This window comes from Salinisphaera sp. G21_0 (assembly GCF_017744115.1).
Lineage (GTDB): Bacteria > Pseudomonadota > Gammaproteobacteria > Pseudomonadales > Endozoicomonadaceae > Endozoicomonas.
The window spans coordinates 187,700-202,456 of the sequence record NZ_JAGHQW010000001.1; the positions used below are offsets into that span (position 1 = coordinate 187,700).

Annotated in this window: 12 protein-coding genes; 5 read left to right on the forward strand and 7 right to left on the reverse strand. The window is 48.4% G+C overall.

The window, feature by feature from the left end:
- Window positions 1-84: 84 nt before the first annotated feature.
- Complete coding sequence (locus J7439_RS00760) at window positions 85-2,094, forward strand: ankyrin repeat domain-containing protein (RefSeq protein ID WP_209199716.1); 2,010 nt, start codon at window positions 85-87, stop codon at window positions 2,092-2,094.
- Between the two features lie 47 nt (window positions 2,095-2,141).
- Here J7439_RS00760 and J7439_RS00765 read toward each other — a convergent pair whose 3' ends face one another.
- The 3 genes from J7439_RS00765 to J7439_RS00775 all read right to left on the reverse strand — a co-directional run bounded on the left by J7439_RS00765 (window position 2,142) and on the right by J7439_RS00775 (window position 3,941).
- Entirely contained in the window at window positions 2,142-2,603 is a 462-nt protein-coding gene (locus J7439_RS00765) for a hypothetical protein (RefSeq protein WP_209199718.1), read from the reverse strand.
- A 97-nt stretch (window positions 2,604-2,700) separates the two neighbouring features.
- Window positions 2,701-3,432 carry a UDP-2,3-diacylglucosamine diphosphatase gene (locus J7439_RS00770; RefSeq protein ID WP_209199720.1) on the reverse strand — a complete coding sequence of 244 codons (732 nt, stop codon included), beginning with the start codon at window positions 3,430-3,432 and terminating at the stop codon, window positions 2,701-2,703.
- Window positions 3,432-3,941 carry a peptidylprolyl isomerase gene (locus J7439_RS00775; protein WP_209199825.1) on the reverse strand — a complete coding sequence of 170 codons (510 nt, stop codon included), beginning with the start codon at window positions 3,939-3,941 and terminating at the stop codon, window positions 3,432-3,434. Before J7439_RS00775 ends, J7439_RS00770 begins: the two co-directional genes overlap by 1 nt.
- 304 nt (window positions 3,942-4,245) lie before the next feature.
- Here J7439_RS00775 and J7439_RS00780 point away from each other — a divergent pair, with 304 nt between their 5' ends.
- Window positions 4,246-5,916, forward strand: a complete 1,671-nt coding sequence (locus tag J7439_RS00780) for a glutamine--tRNA ligase/YqeY domain fusion protein (RefSeq protein ID WP_209199721.1) — start codon at window positions 4,246-4,248, stop codon at window positions 5,914-5,916.
- Between the two features lie 41 nt (window positions 5,917-5,957).
- A complete protein-coding gene (cysS, locus tag J7439_RS00785) occupies window positions 5,958-7,340 on the forward strand; it encodes a cysteine--tRNA ligase (protein WP_209199723.1) in 1,383 nt (460 codons plus the stop codon).
- A gap of 244 nt (window positions 7,341-7,584) precedes the next feature.
- Here cysS and J7439_RS00790 read toward each other — a convergent pair whose 3' ends face one another.
- The 3 genes from J7439_RS00790 to J7439_RS00800 all read right to left on the reverse strand — a co-directional run bounded on the left by J7439_RS00790 (window position 7,585) and on the right by J7439_RS00800 (window position 11,386).
- On the reverse strand, window positions 7,585-8,862 hold the full coding sequence (locus J7439_RS00790; protein WP_209199730.1) for a hypothetical protein: 1,278 nt from the start codon (window positions 8,860-8,862) through the stop codon (window positions 7,585-7,587).
- A 273-nt stretch (window positions 8,863-9,135) separates the two neighbouring features.
- Window positions 9,136-10,431, reverse strand: coding sequence for a hypothetical protein (locus J7439_RS00795; protein WP_209199737.1), 1,296 nt, complete (start codon window positions 10,429-10,431; stop codon window positions 9,136-9,138).
- 190 nt (window positions 10,432-10,621) lie between these two features.
- Window positions 10,622-11,386, reverse strand: coding sequence for an NUDIX hydrolase (locus J7439_RS00800; RefSeq protein WP_209199739.1), 765 nt, complete (start codon window positions 11,384-11,386; stop codon window positions 10,622-10,624).
- Window positions 11,387-11,480: 94 nt separating this feature from the next.
- On the opposite strand from J7439_RS00800, the gene J7439_RS00805 reads away from it, so the two are divergent.
- Together J7439_RS00805 and pncB are read left to right on the forward strand one after the other, a co-directional pair.
- Entirely contained in the window at window positions 11,481-12,155 is a 675-nt protein-coding gene (locus J7439_RS00805; RefSeq protein ID WP_101746310.1) for an isochorismatase family protein, read from the forward strand.
- Between the two features lie 11 nt (window positions 12,156-12,166).
- Complete coding sequence (gene pncB, locus J7439_RS00810) at window positions 12,167-13,357, forward strand: nicotinate phosphoribosyltransferase (RefSeq protein WP_209199743.1); 1,191 nt, start codon at window positions 12,167-12,169, stop codon at window positions 13,355-13,357.
- 13 nt (window positions 13,358-13,370) lie between these two features.
- Here pncB and J7439_RS00815 read toward each other — a convergent pair whose 3' ends face one another.
- Window positions 13,371-14,684, reverse strand: coding sequence for an RNA ligase family protein (locus tag J7439_RS00815; RefSeq protein WP_209199745.1), 1,314 nt, complete (start codon window positions 14,682-14,684; stop codon window positions 13,371-13,373).
- Window positions 14,685-14,757 lie beyond the last annotated feature (73 nt).

The window sequence follows — 14,757 nt, forward strand, 5'->3', positions numbered from 1 at the left end:
TTTCTTTTAAATAAACGTCCGGGGGATAAAAAAAGGGAAATAAATGTCCAACAGGGTTATCAAAAACTGAATTGGAATGACAAAATGTATAGTGCAGTTTCCAGTCCTGATAGCCAGAGCACATTCACCGGTACAACGCTCTCTGGCCCTGATGCCAGGGATAAGTCGTCAGCCTCTCTTTTTCCTGCCTTGCCAAAAGCTCCTGCCCACAACCGCCCTGTCCCCGTCACTTCCCTGACGAAAAGAGCCATTGCACCATCATGGAATAATAACCCACGCGCCTTGCCGGAAAACTGGCAAAGACAATTTGTCACTGGAATCCTGAATGGAAAAATCCTCGCCATTTCAGGATTGCTTCAACGGGGTGCCGATGTTAATGGTGACCTCTCCGGGCAGATTGCAAAATTGGATCAACAACCTGTCAACATTCACGGGACGTCCTCTTATGTTATAGCCCGTCTGGGCAGGACTATTAAGATGGGGGCTCAGTGCACCCCACTCTGGCTGGCAGTTGGGGCTGGCAAGCTTGAAGTGGTAAAACTTCTGCTGTCTAAGGGAGCATTCCCTGACGCAAAGGGCTCTCTCTATGGACCTCTTGTGATGGCGGCCGTTTCAGGGCATCTGGAGATAGTCAAGGTTCTGCTGAAATATAATGCAGACATACAGGCTGGCAGTACCACAGGTTTTATTTCTCCACTGTACTGGGCCATTCATGCTGGCCATCAGGATGTGGTGGCGTTTCTGAAAAAGAACGGTGCCCGTTTGCAAGTCGGTTGCCCGGGCATGGATGCTCTGATTTACCAATCAGCCAGAATGGGATCGACCAATTTAATCGAGTATCTGCTCAATCTCGGCGAGGACATTGATAACCACAGTACCGGCCAGAGTACCCCGGTTCATGCCGCGGCAATCAATGGCCATTTCGAGCAGGTCAAGTTACTGCTCGAGCGAGGTGCAAACAATAGCCATGGCGAAACCGGTAGTAAAACCCTGATCTGGGCTGCCTGTCGCAGCGGCAACCTGCAAATGGTCAAATATCTGCTTGATCAGGGGGCGGATATCAACGCCGGCTGCGGTCATACATACTCCAATACAAACCCACACCCCGTTGAGGCAGCTGCTTATTCTGGTAATTTGCAACTGTTGATGTTCCTGCTGGAGCGCCTGAATCTGAATATTGACACTCCCCACCTCAGCGCTACTCTGTTCCGCCAAGCTGCTGAGGGTGGCAAAGTGGTGATGATGGATTACATTGCCAACAGGGCAACCATCAACATTAATGAGACGGGTTACAATTCCCCGATCTCTGCTGCGGCCCGCAGTGGTTCAATCGAAGCCGTAACGTGGCTACTTGGCAGGGGGGCCAGCGTCAATGCCAATGCTTCAGGTTTTGGTACCCCTATCTATATAGCGGCGGGGAAGGGGCTTGGGGAAATGATGGAATACCTGTTGGAAAAAGGCGCAGATATTAATGCCAACGCCAGGCTCGATACGCCTATCGTTGAGGCTGCATCGAAGGGGCACCTTGAGCTGGTCAAGCGTCTGGTTCATAAATCCGCAGCAATTGATGCGCATTCTTTGCTTTTTGTCGCCGCTCTGGGGGGGCGCTGCCACGTACTGGAATACCTGTTTGAAGAGTACACAATACTGCAGCGTGTCCAACCGTCACACGTTTCATCGGCGCTCATTCATGCGTCAACACAAGGCCACCTGAACGCAGTAAAGTACCTGCTCAGCGCATTCGATACCCATTTTAATGTACCCAAGCCTGACATTTCTGAATCGCTCTGTATGGCGGCCCAACGTGGGCATATTGATGTGGTGAAGTATCTGGTTGCACAGGAGGATGACGTTAATGTGAAAAGCCAGAACTTTGGCAGCGCGATCTGGGCTGCATCACAATATGGTCATCTTGATACCGTCATGTACCTGCATCAACAGGGTGCCGACATTCGCTACTCAAACCCTGCCAACAATACGGATGTACTTTCCATTGCTGAGAAAATGGGGCATTTGGATGTTGTTCAATACCTGCAGCAATTTAATATGGCCAGCAGTCTCGGTCGGAAACCTTGGGGCGCTTTCCATCGATGAGTCAAAATTGAGTGACATCCGATGTCACAGTGGTACCTGATTTTTTGTCAGACTATTTTTGAGCGTTTATTCGCGATGATAAGGTTTGCAGCGGATTGACTCTGTGCAGGCTGGTTTTCAGTATTAGAAGGGGTAGGTGGAGCTGACGTTTGAGTGGGAAGAAAATTGTTCATAAACACATGGGCAGCCAATGTGATGGATCCTGAAATCAATGCCTGGGCAAAGAAAGACAGAGTTTGATGTTCGTCACGTAGTTCATGATAATTGATCCATTGATGAGTATCGTTAGCAAAGTAGTGTTGGTCTAAAAAATCTGCGGCAGGCTGGTTGAAGTATGATTGGACCCTATCGGTCGCCAAGGCAGTCAAGCAACCAAAACTATACGCCAAAGCACCATAAGCAGCGAACTTGAATGCCTTGGCAGCCGGTGTTGATTCTAAGGACCGAGGCTCTTGGGAATCAACTGGCTGTCTTGTCTCAGGAGTTCTGGTGATGTTACTGGGGAACATGATCAAATCCTCTTAATTAATGTAAGATTAATTCTATTGACAATATCAGAGGATCATTTGTTCAATTTTTGAAAAAAAATTATGGTTTTTATGCCGATCATGGATGTTTTATCGGGAAAGCATCCAGCGTTATGCCATTGCTGTCCAGCTCAATTTCCCAGCCCTTATCAGTCCAGTCACCCAATACATAGCGTTTGCCGACTCCATGTTTCAAGGCGACTTCATGGATGTCCGGGCGGTGCGTATGGCCGTGGATCAAGGTATCTACCCCGAACCTTTCCATCGCCTCAACAACTTCGGATCGCGTAACATCCATAATGTCCAGCGCTTTTCCGATTTTGGCCGCTTTGCTTTTTTGCCGGATTTTACGACCCAGATTCTTGCGGTAAGACAAAGGAGTCATACGCAGTAAAGCCATAACCAGGGGGTTACGGATAATTTTTCGGTAGCGCTGATACTGCTTGTCTGCAGTGCAGAGTGAGTCGCCGTGCATCAGCAGAATTTTCTGGTTATTAATGGTGATCAGTGTCGGGTCTTTCAGCCACTGTGCGCCGGTTGCCTGCAAGAAGCTTTTCCCGATGGCGAAATCCCGGTTGCCGGGCATCAGGTACAGGGCCTTGCCGCTGTTGGTATACTGTCTGAGTCGCTGGGCAATATCGTGTTGAAAGTCATCCATGGCATCATCCCCGACCCAGTACTCAAAGAAGTCACCCAGAATATAAAGGGCATCAGCCTGCGGGGCCCGATCAGCCAGGTAATGGCAGAACGCCCGGGCAACCGCCGGGCATTCTGGTGTCAGGTGAAGGTCTGAAATAAACAGCGCCTTCATCAGGCGGTTTCCACGTTCTCAAGCACTTCTGCGGACTCAATCATCACGTCTTCTACCGGAACATCCTGGTGGCCCGCACGGAAAGTGGTTTTAACCCCTTTGATCTTGTTGACGATATCCATGCCTTCAGTCACTTTGCCGAAGACACAGTAACCCCAGCCATCACTGGTTTTGCCGCTGTGGTTAAGGAAGTGGTTGTCTTTGACATTAATAAAGAACTGGGCAGATGCCGAGTGCGGGTCCATGGTTCTGGCCATGGCAATAGTCCCGGTTTCATTCTTCAGGCCGTTATCGGCCTCATTGTCGATGGGCATCCTGGTTGATTTTTGCACCATGCCGGGCTCAAAGCCGCCGCCCTGGATCATAAAACCATCGATAACACGGTGGAAAATGGTGCCATTAAAATGGCCGCTGTTCGTATACTCAATGAAATTGGCAACGGTTTTTGGTGCTTTTTCAGCATCCAGGTCCAGTTTGATATCACCGAAATTGGTGTGTAATACGACCATCATGTGGGTCACCACTCTTGTTAGATAACTCTGGGAGCGTCAGGAAAACAAGGGATTCTAGGTGTTTCTCGTACCTGTGTAAAACCTATTCGTTAAACCAGGGGCTGAATACTGATAGTCAATACAGTCTATTATTGCCTGTTCAGCCTATCTGTCGGTAAAAAGCGAAACCATGCCTGGTAAATTCTCCTGGCAGGGTAATGAGTTATTTTCCAGCATTGGCAGATATGGTAGTCTCAGCCGATTATGGCGTAGGTATATAAACCCTGTTCGCCAGTAACCTCTCATAGATGCATCAGTGACAATGACTGCTACCGAAAAAGCCAGAAACTTTCTGGAACAGATTATTGAAAAAGACCTGGCAGAAGGCCGGGTCAGCCGTATTCATACCCGTTTTCCTCCAGAGCCGAATGGTTTTCTCCATGTTGGCCATGCTACTTCTATATGTCTGAACTTTGGTCTTGCAGAAAAGTATCAGGGTGAGTGCAATCTCCGTTTTGACGATACCAACCCGGAGAAAGAAGAACAGGTTTATGTGGATGCCATCCAGGAAGATATCCGCTGGCTGGGCTTCCAGTGGTCCGGTGAGGTTCGTTATGCATCCAGCTATTTTGACCAGTTTTATGATTGGGCCCTGCACCTGATTTGTGAAGGTAAGGCCTACGTCGATCATCAGGACGCTGAAGCCATGCGCGTTAACCGGGGTGATTTCAATAAACCCGGTGTTGAGAGCCCGGACAGAAACAAGTCTGTCGAAGAAAACCTGGCTGAATTTGCCAAAATGCGGGCCGGTGAATATGAAGAAGGCAAAGCGTCCCTGCGGGCTAAAATCGATATGCAGAGCCCCAATATGAACATGCGGGACCCGGTTCTCTATCGGATTCGCAAGGTGCCTCACCATCAGACCGGCGACAAGTGGTGCATTTACCCCAGCTATGACTTTGCTCATGGCCAGGAAGATGCCATTGAGCATATTACCCACTCTATCTGCACCCTGGAGTTCCAGGATCACCGTCCTCTCTATGAATGGTTCCTGGATAACCTGCCGGTTCCGGCCAGACCCCGACAATATGAGTTTGCCCGTACCAACCTGAATTACACGGTGACTTCCAAACGCAAGTTGAAGAAGCTGGTGGATGAAGGTGTGGTGAATGGTTGGGACGATCCCCGAATGCCAACCATCTCCGGTATGCGTCGTCGTGGTTATACCCCGAATGCCATCCGCCGCTTTTCCGAGATGGTGGGTGTAAGCCGATCCGATGGCACCGCTGATGTGTCCATGCTGGAACATGCCATTCGTGATGACCTGAACACCAATGCCGCCCGAGCCATGGCGGTACTCTCGCCTTTGAAACTGGTGATTCAGAACCTGCCGGAAGGCGAGGTGCAGGAGATGGCGGCGGCGGCGCATCCAAATCGTCCGGAGCTGGGGCAGAGAACCCTGCCGTTTACCCGGGAAATCTATATCGATCAGGAAGACTTCACCGAAGATACCACCTTATCCCGCAAAAAGTTCAAGCGTCTGGTGATTGGTGATTATGTTCGTCTCAGAAGTGCTTATGTTATTAAGGCAGAAGCAGTGATCCGTGATGAGAGTGGCAATATTGTTGAAGTTCATGCCTCTTATGTGCCGGGTACGGTAGGGGAAGATCCACCGGAAGGTATTCGTCCTCGTGGTGTTATTCACTGGGTTTCGGCGACTCACGGCCAGCAGGCTGAATTGAGAATGTATGATCGTCTGTTCAGCCATCCGGCACCGGATCGTGGTGAAGAGGACTTTCTGAGTCATGTGAATCCGGAGTCCCTGAAGGTGACTCAGGCATGGGTTGAGCCATCGCTGGTCAATGCGGCACCGGAACAGTCCTTCCAGTTTGAGCGTGAAGGTTACTTTGTTGCAGACCGCCGTGACCATTGTGCCGAATACCCGGTGTTTAACCTGACCATTGGTTTGAAAGATACCTGGGCCAATAAGTAGTTGGTTAACTACTTAATGCCTGAAGAAAGGATACCGATAAAGTGCTGCAGATTTATAACAGCCTGACCCGCAAGAAAGAGCCGTTTACCCCACTGGATGGCAATCACGTGCGCATGTACGTTTGTGGTATGACGGTATACGACTACTGTCATATTGGTCACGCCCGTACAGTAACGGCGTTTGATGTGGTGGCTCGTTATCTCCGTGCCCGTGGTTATGATCTGACCTATGTTCGCAATATCACGGATGTGGATGACAAGATTATTCGCCGGGCGGCCGAAAACGGTGAGGATTTTATGACCCTGACCGGTCGTATGATCGCCGCCATGCAGGAAGACTTCCAGCGATTGGGTAACCTGCCACCAGACCAGGAGCCCAAGGCCACCGAATTTGTACCGGGTATGGTGGCAATGATCGAGCAGCTGATCGGGAAGGGCTTTGCCTACGCACCGGGTAATGGGGATGTCTATTACCGTGTTCATAAGTTTGCAGATTACGGCAAGCTGTCCGGCAAGGTGCTTGAAGAGCTGGAAGCGGGTGCCCGAATTGAGGTGGAAGAGCAAAAAGAAGATCCTCTGGATTTTGTTTTGTGGAAAGCTGCCAAGTCCGGTGAGCCCAGCTGGCCGTCGCCCTGGGGTGAGGGGCGTCCGGGCTGGCATATTGAGTGCTCTGTTATGGGTAAATGCTGCCTGGGCGATACCTTTGATATTCATGGTGGCGGTTCAGATCTGAAGTTCCCTCATCATGAGAATGAGATTGCCCAGAGCGAAGCATGTAACGACGCCAGGTTTGTGAATACCTGGATGCACTCTGGCGCAATCCGCATTGATAATGTGAAGATGTCCAAGAGCCTTGGTAACTTCTTTACCATCCGTGAAGTGCTGGATAAGTACGATGAAGAAGTGGTTCGCTACTTTATGATCTCCAGTCACTACCGCAGCCCGATCAATTATTCCGAAGATAGCCTGAAAGAGGCGGGTGTGCGCCTTGAGCGTCTGTACACCGCGTTGCAAGGGCTTGACCTGGAAGGTGTGTCCGCAGCAGAAAATAATGAGTTCGAGCAGCGGTTCTTCAAGGTTATGGACGATGACTTCAATACCGCAGAAGGGCTTGCCGTATTGTTTGAGTTGGTGCGTCACCTCAATACCGTGCGCAGTCAGGACGAATCTGCCGCTCTGCCACTGGCTGCCCTGCTGGTTAAGCTTGGTGGGGTTCTGGGTATTCTGCAGAGGGATCCGGAAGTGTTTCTGAAATCCGGTGCGGATGTGGATGAAGCCATGATTGAAAGCATGATTGAGCAACGCAACAATGCCAAGAGGCATCGTGATTTTGCTGAAGCAGATCGTATCCGTGATGAACTTGCTGCCCGGGGAGTTATTCTTCAGGACAGCAGAGAAGGTACAACATGGCGGATTGAGCGTTAAGGTCATTTTATACGGCTGGCGGCCTATCCCGGATATTTCATAAACGTGCTCCCGCTCTCGCTTGTCCTTTACCGCTCTAAGGGAGTTTTGTTCAGTCGACCGTACTTCCCGGTATGGCGCTCCCTCACAAAATCCCTTAGAGCGCAAAGTCCTCGGCTTTGGCATCCTGCGTCGCCCTATCTCCCACATCCATGTGGTCGTGCGCGAGATTCGGGGCAGTTTATGAAATACCGGGCTATTGCTGTCAGCTCCCTTTCGGAAGGAGAGAAACCTCGCTGGAGCGCAGTTTTATTTTATTTATATTAAAGTCTCTCATAAAGGCTTCAGCCCCAAAGCCAAGAACATAGCTTATTAATTTTTCATCATCGATTGGTTTTATTTTTGCCTGCAATTTACGGTATTTATTCGACAATTCTGCGATCGGCACACTTTTTAATTCTTGATCAGGCAGTCTGAAAAGGAAGCGGGTACTGATGCCACTTGCTTCATCATAATGGCAGGCAATACCTCCCTGATGCTTGCTAAAAAACATCAGGATATCTGCAGTGATCGGCTGTCCGAAAAGTGATTTAATATGAGTCAGCACCTGTTGGGATTCAGGTGTAATTCTTCTACTGGCTTCATCAATCAAGGCGGTAGTTATCAAATAGATGGGAATTTCTTTTGCATGCTTCACATTCTGAAGCCGTGGGTCGTAAAAAGCCCCTTCAGAATGTTTTTTGACATACGCTGTCACTTCGCTCTGATTAAATTTCAGGTTCCCTTCTACCTTCATTGCCTTGATTTGTTGGTTGGGCAGTGCTTTAAACGCCTCAGGGAACCAAATGCGGAATTTAATGTGTAGCGGGTAGATTTTAGCTATGCCAAGACCAGCGGATTTATAGCCTGTTACATGAATGATATCGCCATATATACGTTGGTTTCGATAAAGGTTTAAACATTCTATTACATCAAGGCATTGCTGGCTGTGGGAAGGCACCCAGTTCGCGGTTGGCTGATTGAAAGTAGTCGGATTAGGCAGCAAGGGTGCCTTATAATTTTGGTTTTGCTGTAAAAATAAATGAAAAGCTCTTGCCAGCAAGGTGTTAGAGGGCGGGATCCCAAAAGTATTTTCATAATTGAGGGTGGCTGCCCATAATTCGGCCATAAGCACTTGTACATGGGGATTACTTTGCAGGCTGGAATGAGGATCGATTGAGCTGCCAGCGAATGCTCCGGGTAACATTCCGTTGTCTTCTGATAACGATGCTTCAGCACTTTCAGCGGATTCATTAATCCCGGATGATGTTTGAGAAAAACTATCAGTGTATCTTTTTCCATCGTCGGGGCAGTGCTCAGATTTTCTGGGGTGGGGCCGATTCGGATTGCCTGTTGTTGTAGATTTGGGGGTATGTTCTGAAGTATGGGGTGTTGGGATATGTACGGGTGCCGACTTTTTCCTTTGTCGCATGCGCGGTTGCACATCGGCAATGCTGGTGCTGCCAGGACCGGTGAAACCCGGGTTTAAATAAGAGGTGAACATCTGCCCCTGTTGATCTGGAAAGTATGGGAGTTGAAGTCGCTGTGCCAGATGAGCTGTGTGACTTATATTCCGCCCATGCCAATGGGGCATTCCTGTAAAGGAGGGCTGTCGATAAGGAGAAGTCAGTTGAGTTGATACTGGCTCATCGTATCTGGGGTATCCTTGTGCAGTGGCGTTTGTTGTGTATGGATTGTTGTTCATTGTGAGTCACTTTGCCTGATTAAGTTGTTAAATAGCTGGATTAAGAAGCGTGATGTCTTATTATCTCCCGGACTAATCATCTGATAGAAAACTAACAGTGTGAGAAAATAACTGTATGCTCCCCCTTCTGCGAATGCCTCGTCTAAGAAAGCTACCTACACCCAAAGATTCAATATAATCTGATAACTCACTGTCATTCATGGAATGCTGTATGGTAGCTTCCAGTTCGTAAAACAGCCCCCTGAGCGATGATACTGACAGTGGCGTATACACTGTAGGTGTGTTAAACATAAAATAGGTAAGATAGCCTGTTGTCCGATCTCTATGGCAGGCTATTCCGCCAACTTGTTTGGAGTCAAAGAATACTATTCTGGCATTGACTCTTTTCTCATTCAGGGATTTCAGGTGATCGATAATTTTTGGTATTTCCTGCTCTGCCTTCAATGGGTCAATGCTCTCCTGAGTGATTGCCAGCTGAGTAGATGAAGATAATTTCATTTCATCACATTTCAGGAAAATAGGGATTCTGCTGACGGGCTCTCTTTGCTGGTCTTTGTTATAAAAGCAGCCGGCGGGTTGTCTGGATAAGTATTGGGTCAGAGCCTGCCATGATGAGAAGCATAGCTTTCCCTGTATTGGTGACGAGATCATATCGCTGGCTATTAGATCTGATGGAAAGCGCAGGCCAACCTTCAGATTAAAAATCCCCAGTTGTATATTGCCAGTACCAGCTCTTTGATGGTAGGCAATGTCGTCAATGGTTGAAGTTAAGTATCTTCCCCGGTTTAGGGTAATGAGTTCCATGACTTCCGGGGCTTCAGATGCTTTTGCTGGTACTGTTCCTGCTGAGCCTGCCGGAACACGGGGCAAAAATTGAATCGCAGTGTCTGGGCAAGCCGGTTGGGGGATGTAGCAGGGTGTCAGGCTGGCCTGGAATGGACTAAAAGGGGTAGGAGGAGCGCAAAAGGTTGGTCGACAAAAGTAAAGCGCTTGCTCTTGCGCGGGGATGAAAGCAGGCATTCTTTGACGTGTTGACACAACAGCAATGGGGCAGGTGTCACTCTGTGCAGATACCGTTGGTAGTGGTGCTGCTGCAACTCGGAGCGGTACCGGGTAAAAAACCGTCTGAGCAGGTGGGTTGAGCGCCTGTGAATAATAAACTTTTTGTTCTGTTGGCTGGTCTGGCAGGGCAACCTCTCTGTGCCGCCATATTTTTACTGGTTTTACCAGTAATGGGTTATTTGCTGTTGGTTGTATGATGATATTGTTGGTATCTGTACCAGGTCGAAGCGAATTGACATGCATCTTTGAAAATTGCTCTCTTGGAGTAAGTGGACTATTAAAATTACTTTTTAATGGATGGCGCATTCACAGGGGAAGGCTTTATCTGAGTAAATTAATAGAAAGATGATTCAATATTTCATTATTATTCCTGCGACTTGTCATTTAGTGCAATTTGTAACTGTTAATCAGTTTTGGCAATCAATTTTGCTGATCAATTTGCAGGGGTTAATATGTGACAATTCAGATGTAATATGAATTCTCACCAGAAGATTTTTCAAACTTTAGTTGTTAAATAGAGCCTGTCAAATAACCAGTTTTCTGACTGTCGGTTTGTCTGGTAAAGCGTAGCGGGCCGGTTGCTTCCATAGCGCTTTTTGCCGGTATCCTCAAGCAGATTGTAATTCAGGAATCGGTTGCGGATCGAGCGCATGGGTGGGGCTTTGCCAAGAATAACAGAAAAGACATGTTGAATATCGGATAACGTGAACTCTGTTGGAAGCAGGTAAACAGGCAGCGCACTGTACTGTATTTTATTTTTCAGTCTGTCCAGCGCTTCCATAACCAGTTGGTTATGGTCATAGGCCAATGTGGTTACCGGTTGATCATTCACAACATCAACCCATACCGCCTGGGCCTGTAATGACTGTTCATTACCCGGACGAAGGAGTGCGTAGTAAACGACGGTTAATGACCAGCCCCTGGAGTCTCTCTGGTTATCGCCAATGGTGACGACCTGCTCGAAATAGGTGGCAGGTTCTGACGTCAGTCGGCTCAGTTGTCGTTTTGCCGTATCTTCAAGGCAGTGATCAAATTCAGGCTCTATTCTGCCTGCCGGGAGCTGGGGGCACTTATTTTCCGGTAACTGATGAACAAGTACCTGGAGGCTGTTGTTGGCGCTGAGCTGAAACACGACCAGATCGACAGAGATAAGTGCCGTGTTCAGGCTCTTGATTGTCTTAAGGCTTTTAATCGGCTGATGGCTCTTGGTTGGCTGATGGCTCTTGGTTGGCTGATGGCTCTTGGTTGGCTTGGGGCCCATGGACAAATCCTGATGGCAGATACTCTGGTTGACAGGTTAGGGAACATAATTCACTATGTTAGTGAATCAGATTCCTTTTGTCACGGTGAAAATAATGTATGCCATTGGGTCGAGGGAGACTATTGCTGCTTTTGATGTGGATGCCCAGAACTGTTTCACCCCGTTGTGTCCAGATGAGCTACCGGTTCCGGATGGTCATAATATCGCTGCTGAGTTAAATCGCCAGGCCCGGCTGGCTGGTGTTCGTGTGGGGTCCAAGGATGCGCATCCGGCCAATGCAGTATGGGTGGCTGGGGCAGAGTATCCGCAGTTGACGCCGGTAACCGGCCATAAAAATGTTGATCTGCGCTGGAATCGACATGCTGTCCCCGGCACACAGGGGTTTGAGCTGGTGAGTGGGCTTCCCGACGTGACGGATTATGATTATTTTGTCTGGAAGGGGGTCGAGATGGATATTCATCCTTATGGTGCCTGTTTTCATGACCTGGTAGAACGGTTGAGTACAGGCGTTATCGAATTTTTAACCAATAAAGGCATTACCACCGTATTGGTTGGTGGTCTGGCGCTTGATTTCTGTGTAAAAACCACGGCACTGCAACTGCAGCGGGCTGGTTTTCAGGTGTATGTCAATCTTGCTGCCACCCGTGGCCTGGCTGAATCATCAGTGGCTGATGCTATTGCCGAACTGAATGCCGGCGGAGTTATTTTGGTAGAGAGTGCCAGCGATCTGATCATTGCTGATGCGGTCAGTGATGCCGACGCTCTCTGAAGGAAAGAAGTATGGATAGCCCGATTATACCAACCCTCCTCGACACCGACCTGTATAAATACACCATGCAGCAGTCCATGGTGCACCGCTATCCGGATGCCTGGGCTCGCATGGAGTTTCATTGCCGTAGTGACCAGCCGTTAGCCCTGTCAAAAAAGCAACTGAAAAGGCAGTGTGAATTTCTGGGAGAGCTGCGCCTGGGTTCGGAAGAACTTGAGTGGCTGTCTACTCTGCCGTTTATTGCGGATGATTTTATCGAGTATCTTGAGGGTTTCCGGCTTGACCCCCATGCGGTTGCCATTGAACAGACCAGTGGTCAACTGTCGTTGGTGATTGAGGGGCTCTGGAGTGAAATTACCCACTTTGAAATTTTCCTGCTGGCAATTGTCAGTGAGCTTCATGGTCATAGCTTTTATGGTCAGGGAACTCAGGATGATGTGATTACTCAAGGCCAGCGTCGCCTTGATGAGAAGCTGAGCCAGCTTCCGGGCGATAGTGGTATTACTCTGGTCGATTTTGGTACGCGTCGGCGGTTTTCAAGGGACTGGCATTACCACGTCGTGGAAAGCCTGAAGCACCGCTTACCAGATAACTTTGTGGGCACCAGCAACCTGAATCTGGCAAGAACCCTTGGCTTGAAACCGGTAGGCACCATGGCCCATGAGTGGCTGCAGTCCCATCAGGTTCTCGGTCAGAGTCTGCGGACCAGTCAGAAAGATGCGTTAAGGGTATGGCTGGATGAGTATCAAGGTCAGCTCGGCATAGCGCTTACGGATACCATCAACATGGCTGCGTTTCTGAAGGACTTTGATGTTGAGCTGGCCAGGGCCTACCAGGGGATGCGCCATGATTCCGGTGACCCTTTCGTCTGGGGGGAATTGGCCCTTGATCATTATCGCCGACTGGGCATTGACCCGCGCAGCAAAAGTCTGGTGTTCAGTGATAAGCTGAACTTTGATAAAGCGTTGGCTATTTACCACTGGTTTGCTGGTAAAATTAATGTCAGCTTTGGGATTGGTACCTATCTCACCAACGATATGGGCTTTAATGCGCCCAATATTGTTCTGAAATTAACCGAGCTGAATGGGGCTCCCGTCGCCAAACTCTCAGACAGCCCGGGTAAAACACTGTGCCGTGATAAGGACTATATTGAGCGGTTAAAGAAAACGTTTGGCTATCAGTCAGATTACGGATACTCATGACCAATCATGCCGGTCATGGGGATTTGACTGGAAAAAGCTGGGGGTTGGCCTGTTTTATCAGTTCAACCAGCCTTTTGTTAATGTATCCTTTCATTTTTCCCCACGTCAGGATCTCCTCACTCCCCGGGTGGGTGTTGATCAGCTCATCCCTTGCCATATCGAAAACTGCTGTTATTTTCTGGCTCAATTCCTTTCGAGTATTCAGCGTGCCCTGTTCTTTAATCAGGTCCCTCCGCTCAATAATGTCAAGTAACTGGTTAGCCAGTTTCTTTCTCACCTGATCTTCAACTTTTCCGCCAGCAGACGATGCCCCGGCTTCCCCGGCAACCCAGTCTGCCAGGAGTTTATAACAAAAGCGTCGTCTGGTGTCTGTTCCTTCAACAAAGCTGGGTAGCGGCTCATTGTTTCTCTTTTTTTCCTGAATGGCGTTGCTGGCTTCCGTATCCCTGAAAGTGGGCACATACAATAATTCGTGCTCGGGCTGAATCACTACCCCTTCAATATCCGTGGTCAGTTCTGAAGGCATGATCTCAATGCTATTCGCTTTACTGGCAAGCATCGCAGCCGATGTTCCGGGAACATGATTAACCTTGAAATTACAGAGTTCCTTGAAAGTTCCTTCTGCCAGCACATTGACCTTTTGCAGGTTTGGAGGACGAATTTCCTTATCCCACAACTGACTGAACTGATCGAAAGGGAGTTGTTCCCCCTCTATATCCAGGGCAAATGCAATCAAGTGCTGACTCAAACCGTAATTCTGTCTGTTTTGAATATTAAAGCCCACCATTTCACAGCGGAGGAAGACAGTATCGATGTTGTTTTTATTCATCCAGCGATTAACAGCAAAGATATCTTCAGTGTATTTATTCTCAATAAGCCCCGCCAAAGGATCGCTTTTGTTATGTACCTTGGTCAGTCTTTTGTATAAACAAACGTTGCCATTCCTGTCGACTTTAATGGTGGTGTTAATGCCATCGTGCTTTTCTGTTGCGACACATTTAAGTGCATCCACATCCACTTCATTGATTGATCGCAATTCAGACATGAACCGGTTGTGTTTTTCCTGATCCGTTCTGGAACCGATTATCGAGTTAAAATACCTGAAACCGAGGTGGCTTCCTTCGGCCTCATAATTTACCGTTATTCCATAATCATCAAGGCATTTTTTCTCAGGTGTTGTTGTATATCTCCCTTCATTGATCTTTACCCGGGTTTCTGGCTTGACTACTTGTGTTTTGCTGCCATCAAACTCTGTTGAACATTCGATCGATAATTGGTTTGTCAGTGTGGTTGCTGTTGGTGGTGAAATTGTTGATGGTGTAAACATTATTCAATACCTGTCAAATAATGGCTGTCAGGAAAAAACAAATGTTTCAGGAAATCATAGGCCTTTCAATCGA

Excerpts from the sequence above, each read along its gene's own strand:
- J7439_RS00760 (WP_209199716.1), top strand. The coding sequence starts at position 85 with ATGTATAGTGCAGTTTCCAGTCCTGATAGCCAGAGCACATTCACCGGT.
- J7439_RS00765 (WP_209199718.1), bottom strand. The coding sequence starts at position 2,603 with ATGTTCCCCAGTAACATCACCAGAACTCCTGAGACAAGACAGCCAGTT.
- J7439_RS00770 (WP_209199720.1), bottom strand. The coding sequence starts at position 3,432 with ATGAAGGCGCTGTTTATTTCAGACCTTCACCTGACACCAGAATGCCCG.
- J7439_RS00775 (WP_209199825.1), bottom strand. The coding sequence starts at position 3,941 with ATGGTCGTATTACACACCAATTTCGGTGATATCAAACTGGACCTGGAT.
- J7439_RS00780 (WP_209199721.1), top strand. The coding sequence starts at position 4,246 with ATGACTGCTACCGAAAAAGCCAGAAACTTTCTGGAACAGATTATTGAA.
- J7439_RS00790 (WP_209199730.1), bottom strand. The coding sequence starts at position 8,862 with ATGTTCACCTCTTATTTAAACCCGGGTTTCACCGGTCCTGGCAGCACC.
- J7439_RS00795 (WP_209199737.1), bottom strand. The coding sequence starts at position 10,431 with ATGCGCCATCCATTAAAAAGTAATTTTAATAGTCCACTTACTCCAAGA.
- J7439_RS00800 (WP_209199739.1), bottom strand. The coding sequence starts at position 11,386 with ATGGGCCCCAAGCCAACCAAGAGCCATCAGCCAACCAAGAGCCATCAG.
- J7439_RS00805 (WP_101746310.1), top strand. The coding sequence starts at position 11,481 with ATGTATGCCATTGGGTCGAGGGAGACTATTGCTGCTTTTGATGTGGAT.
- pncB (WP_209199743.1), top strand. The coding sequence starts at position 12,167 with ATGGATAGCCCGATTATACCAACCCTCCTCGACACCGACCTGTATAAA.
- J7439_RS00815 (WP_209199745.1), bottom strand. The coding sequence starts at position 14,684 with ATGTTTACACCATCAACAATTTCACCACCAACAGCAACCACACTGACA.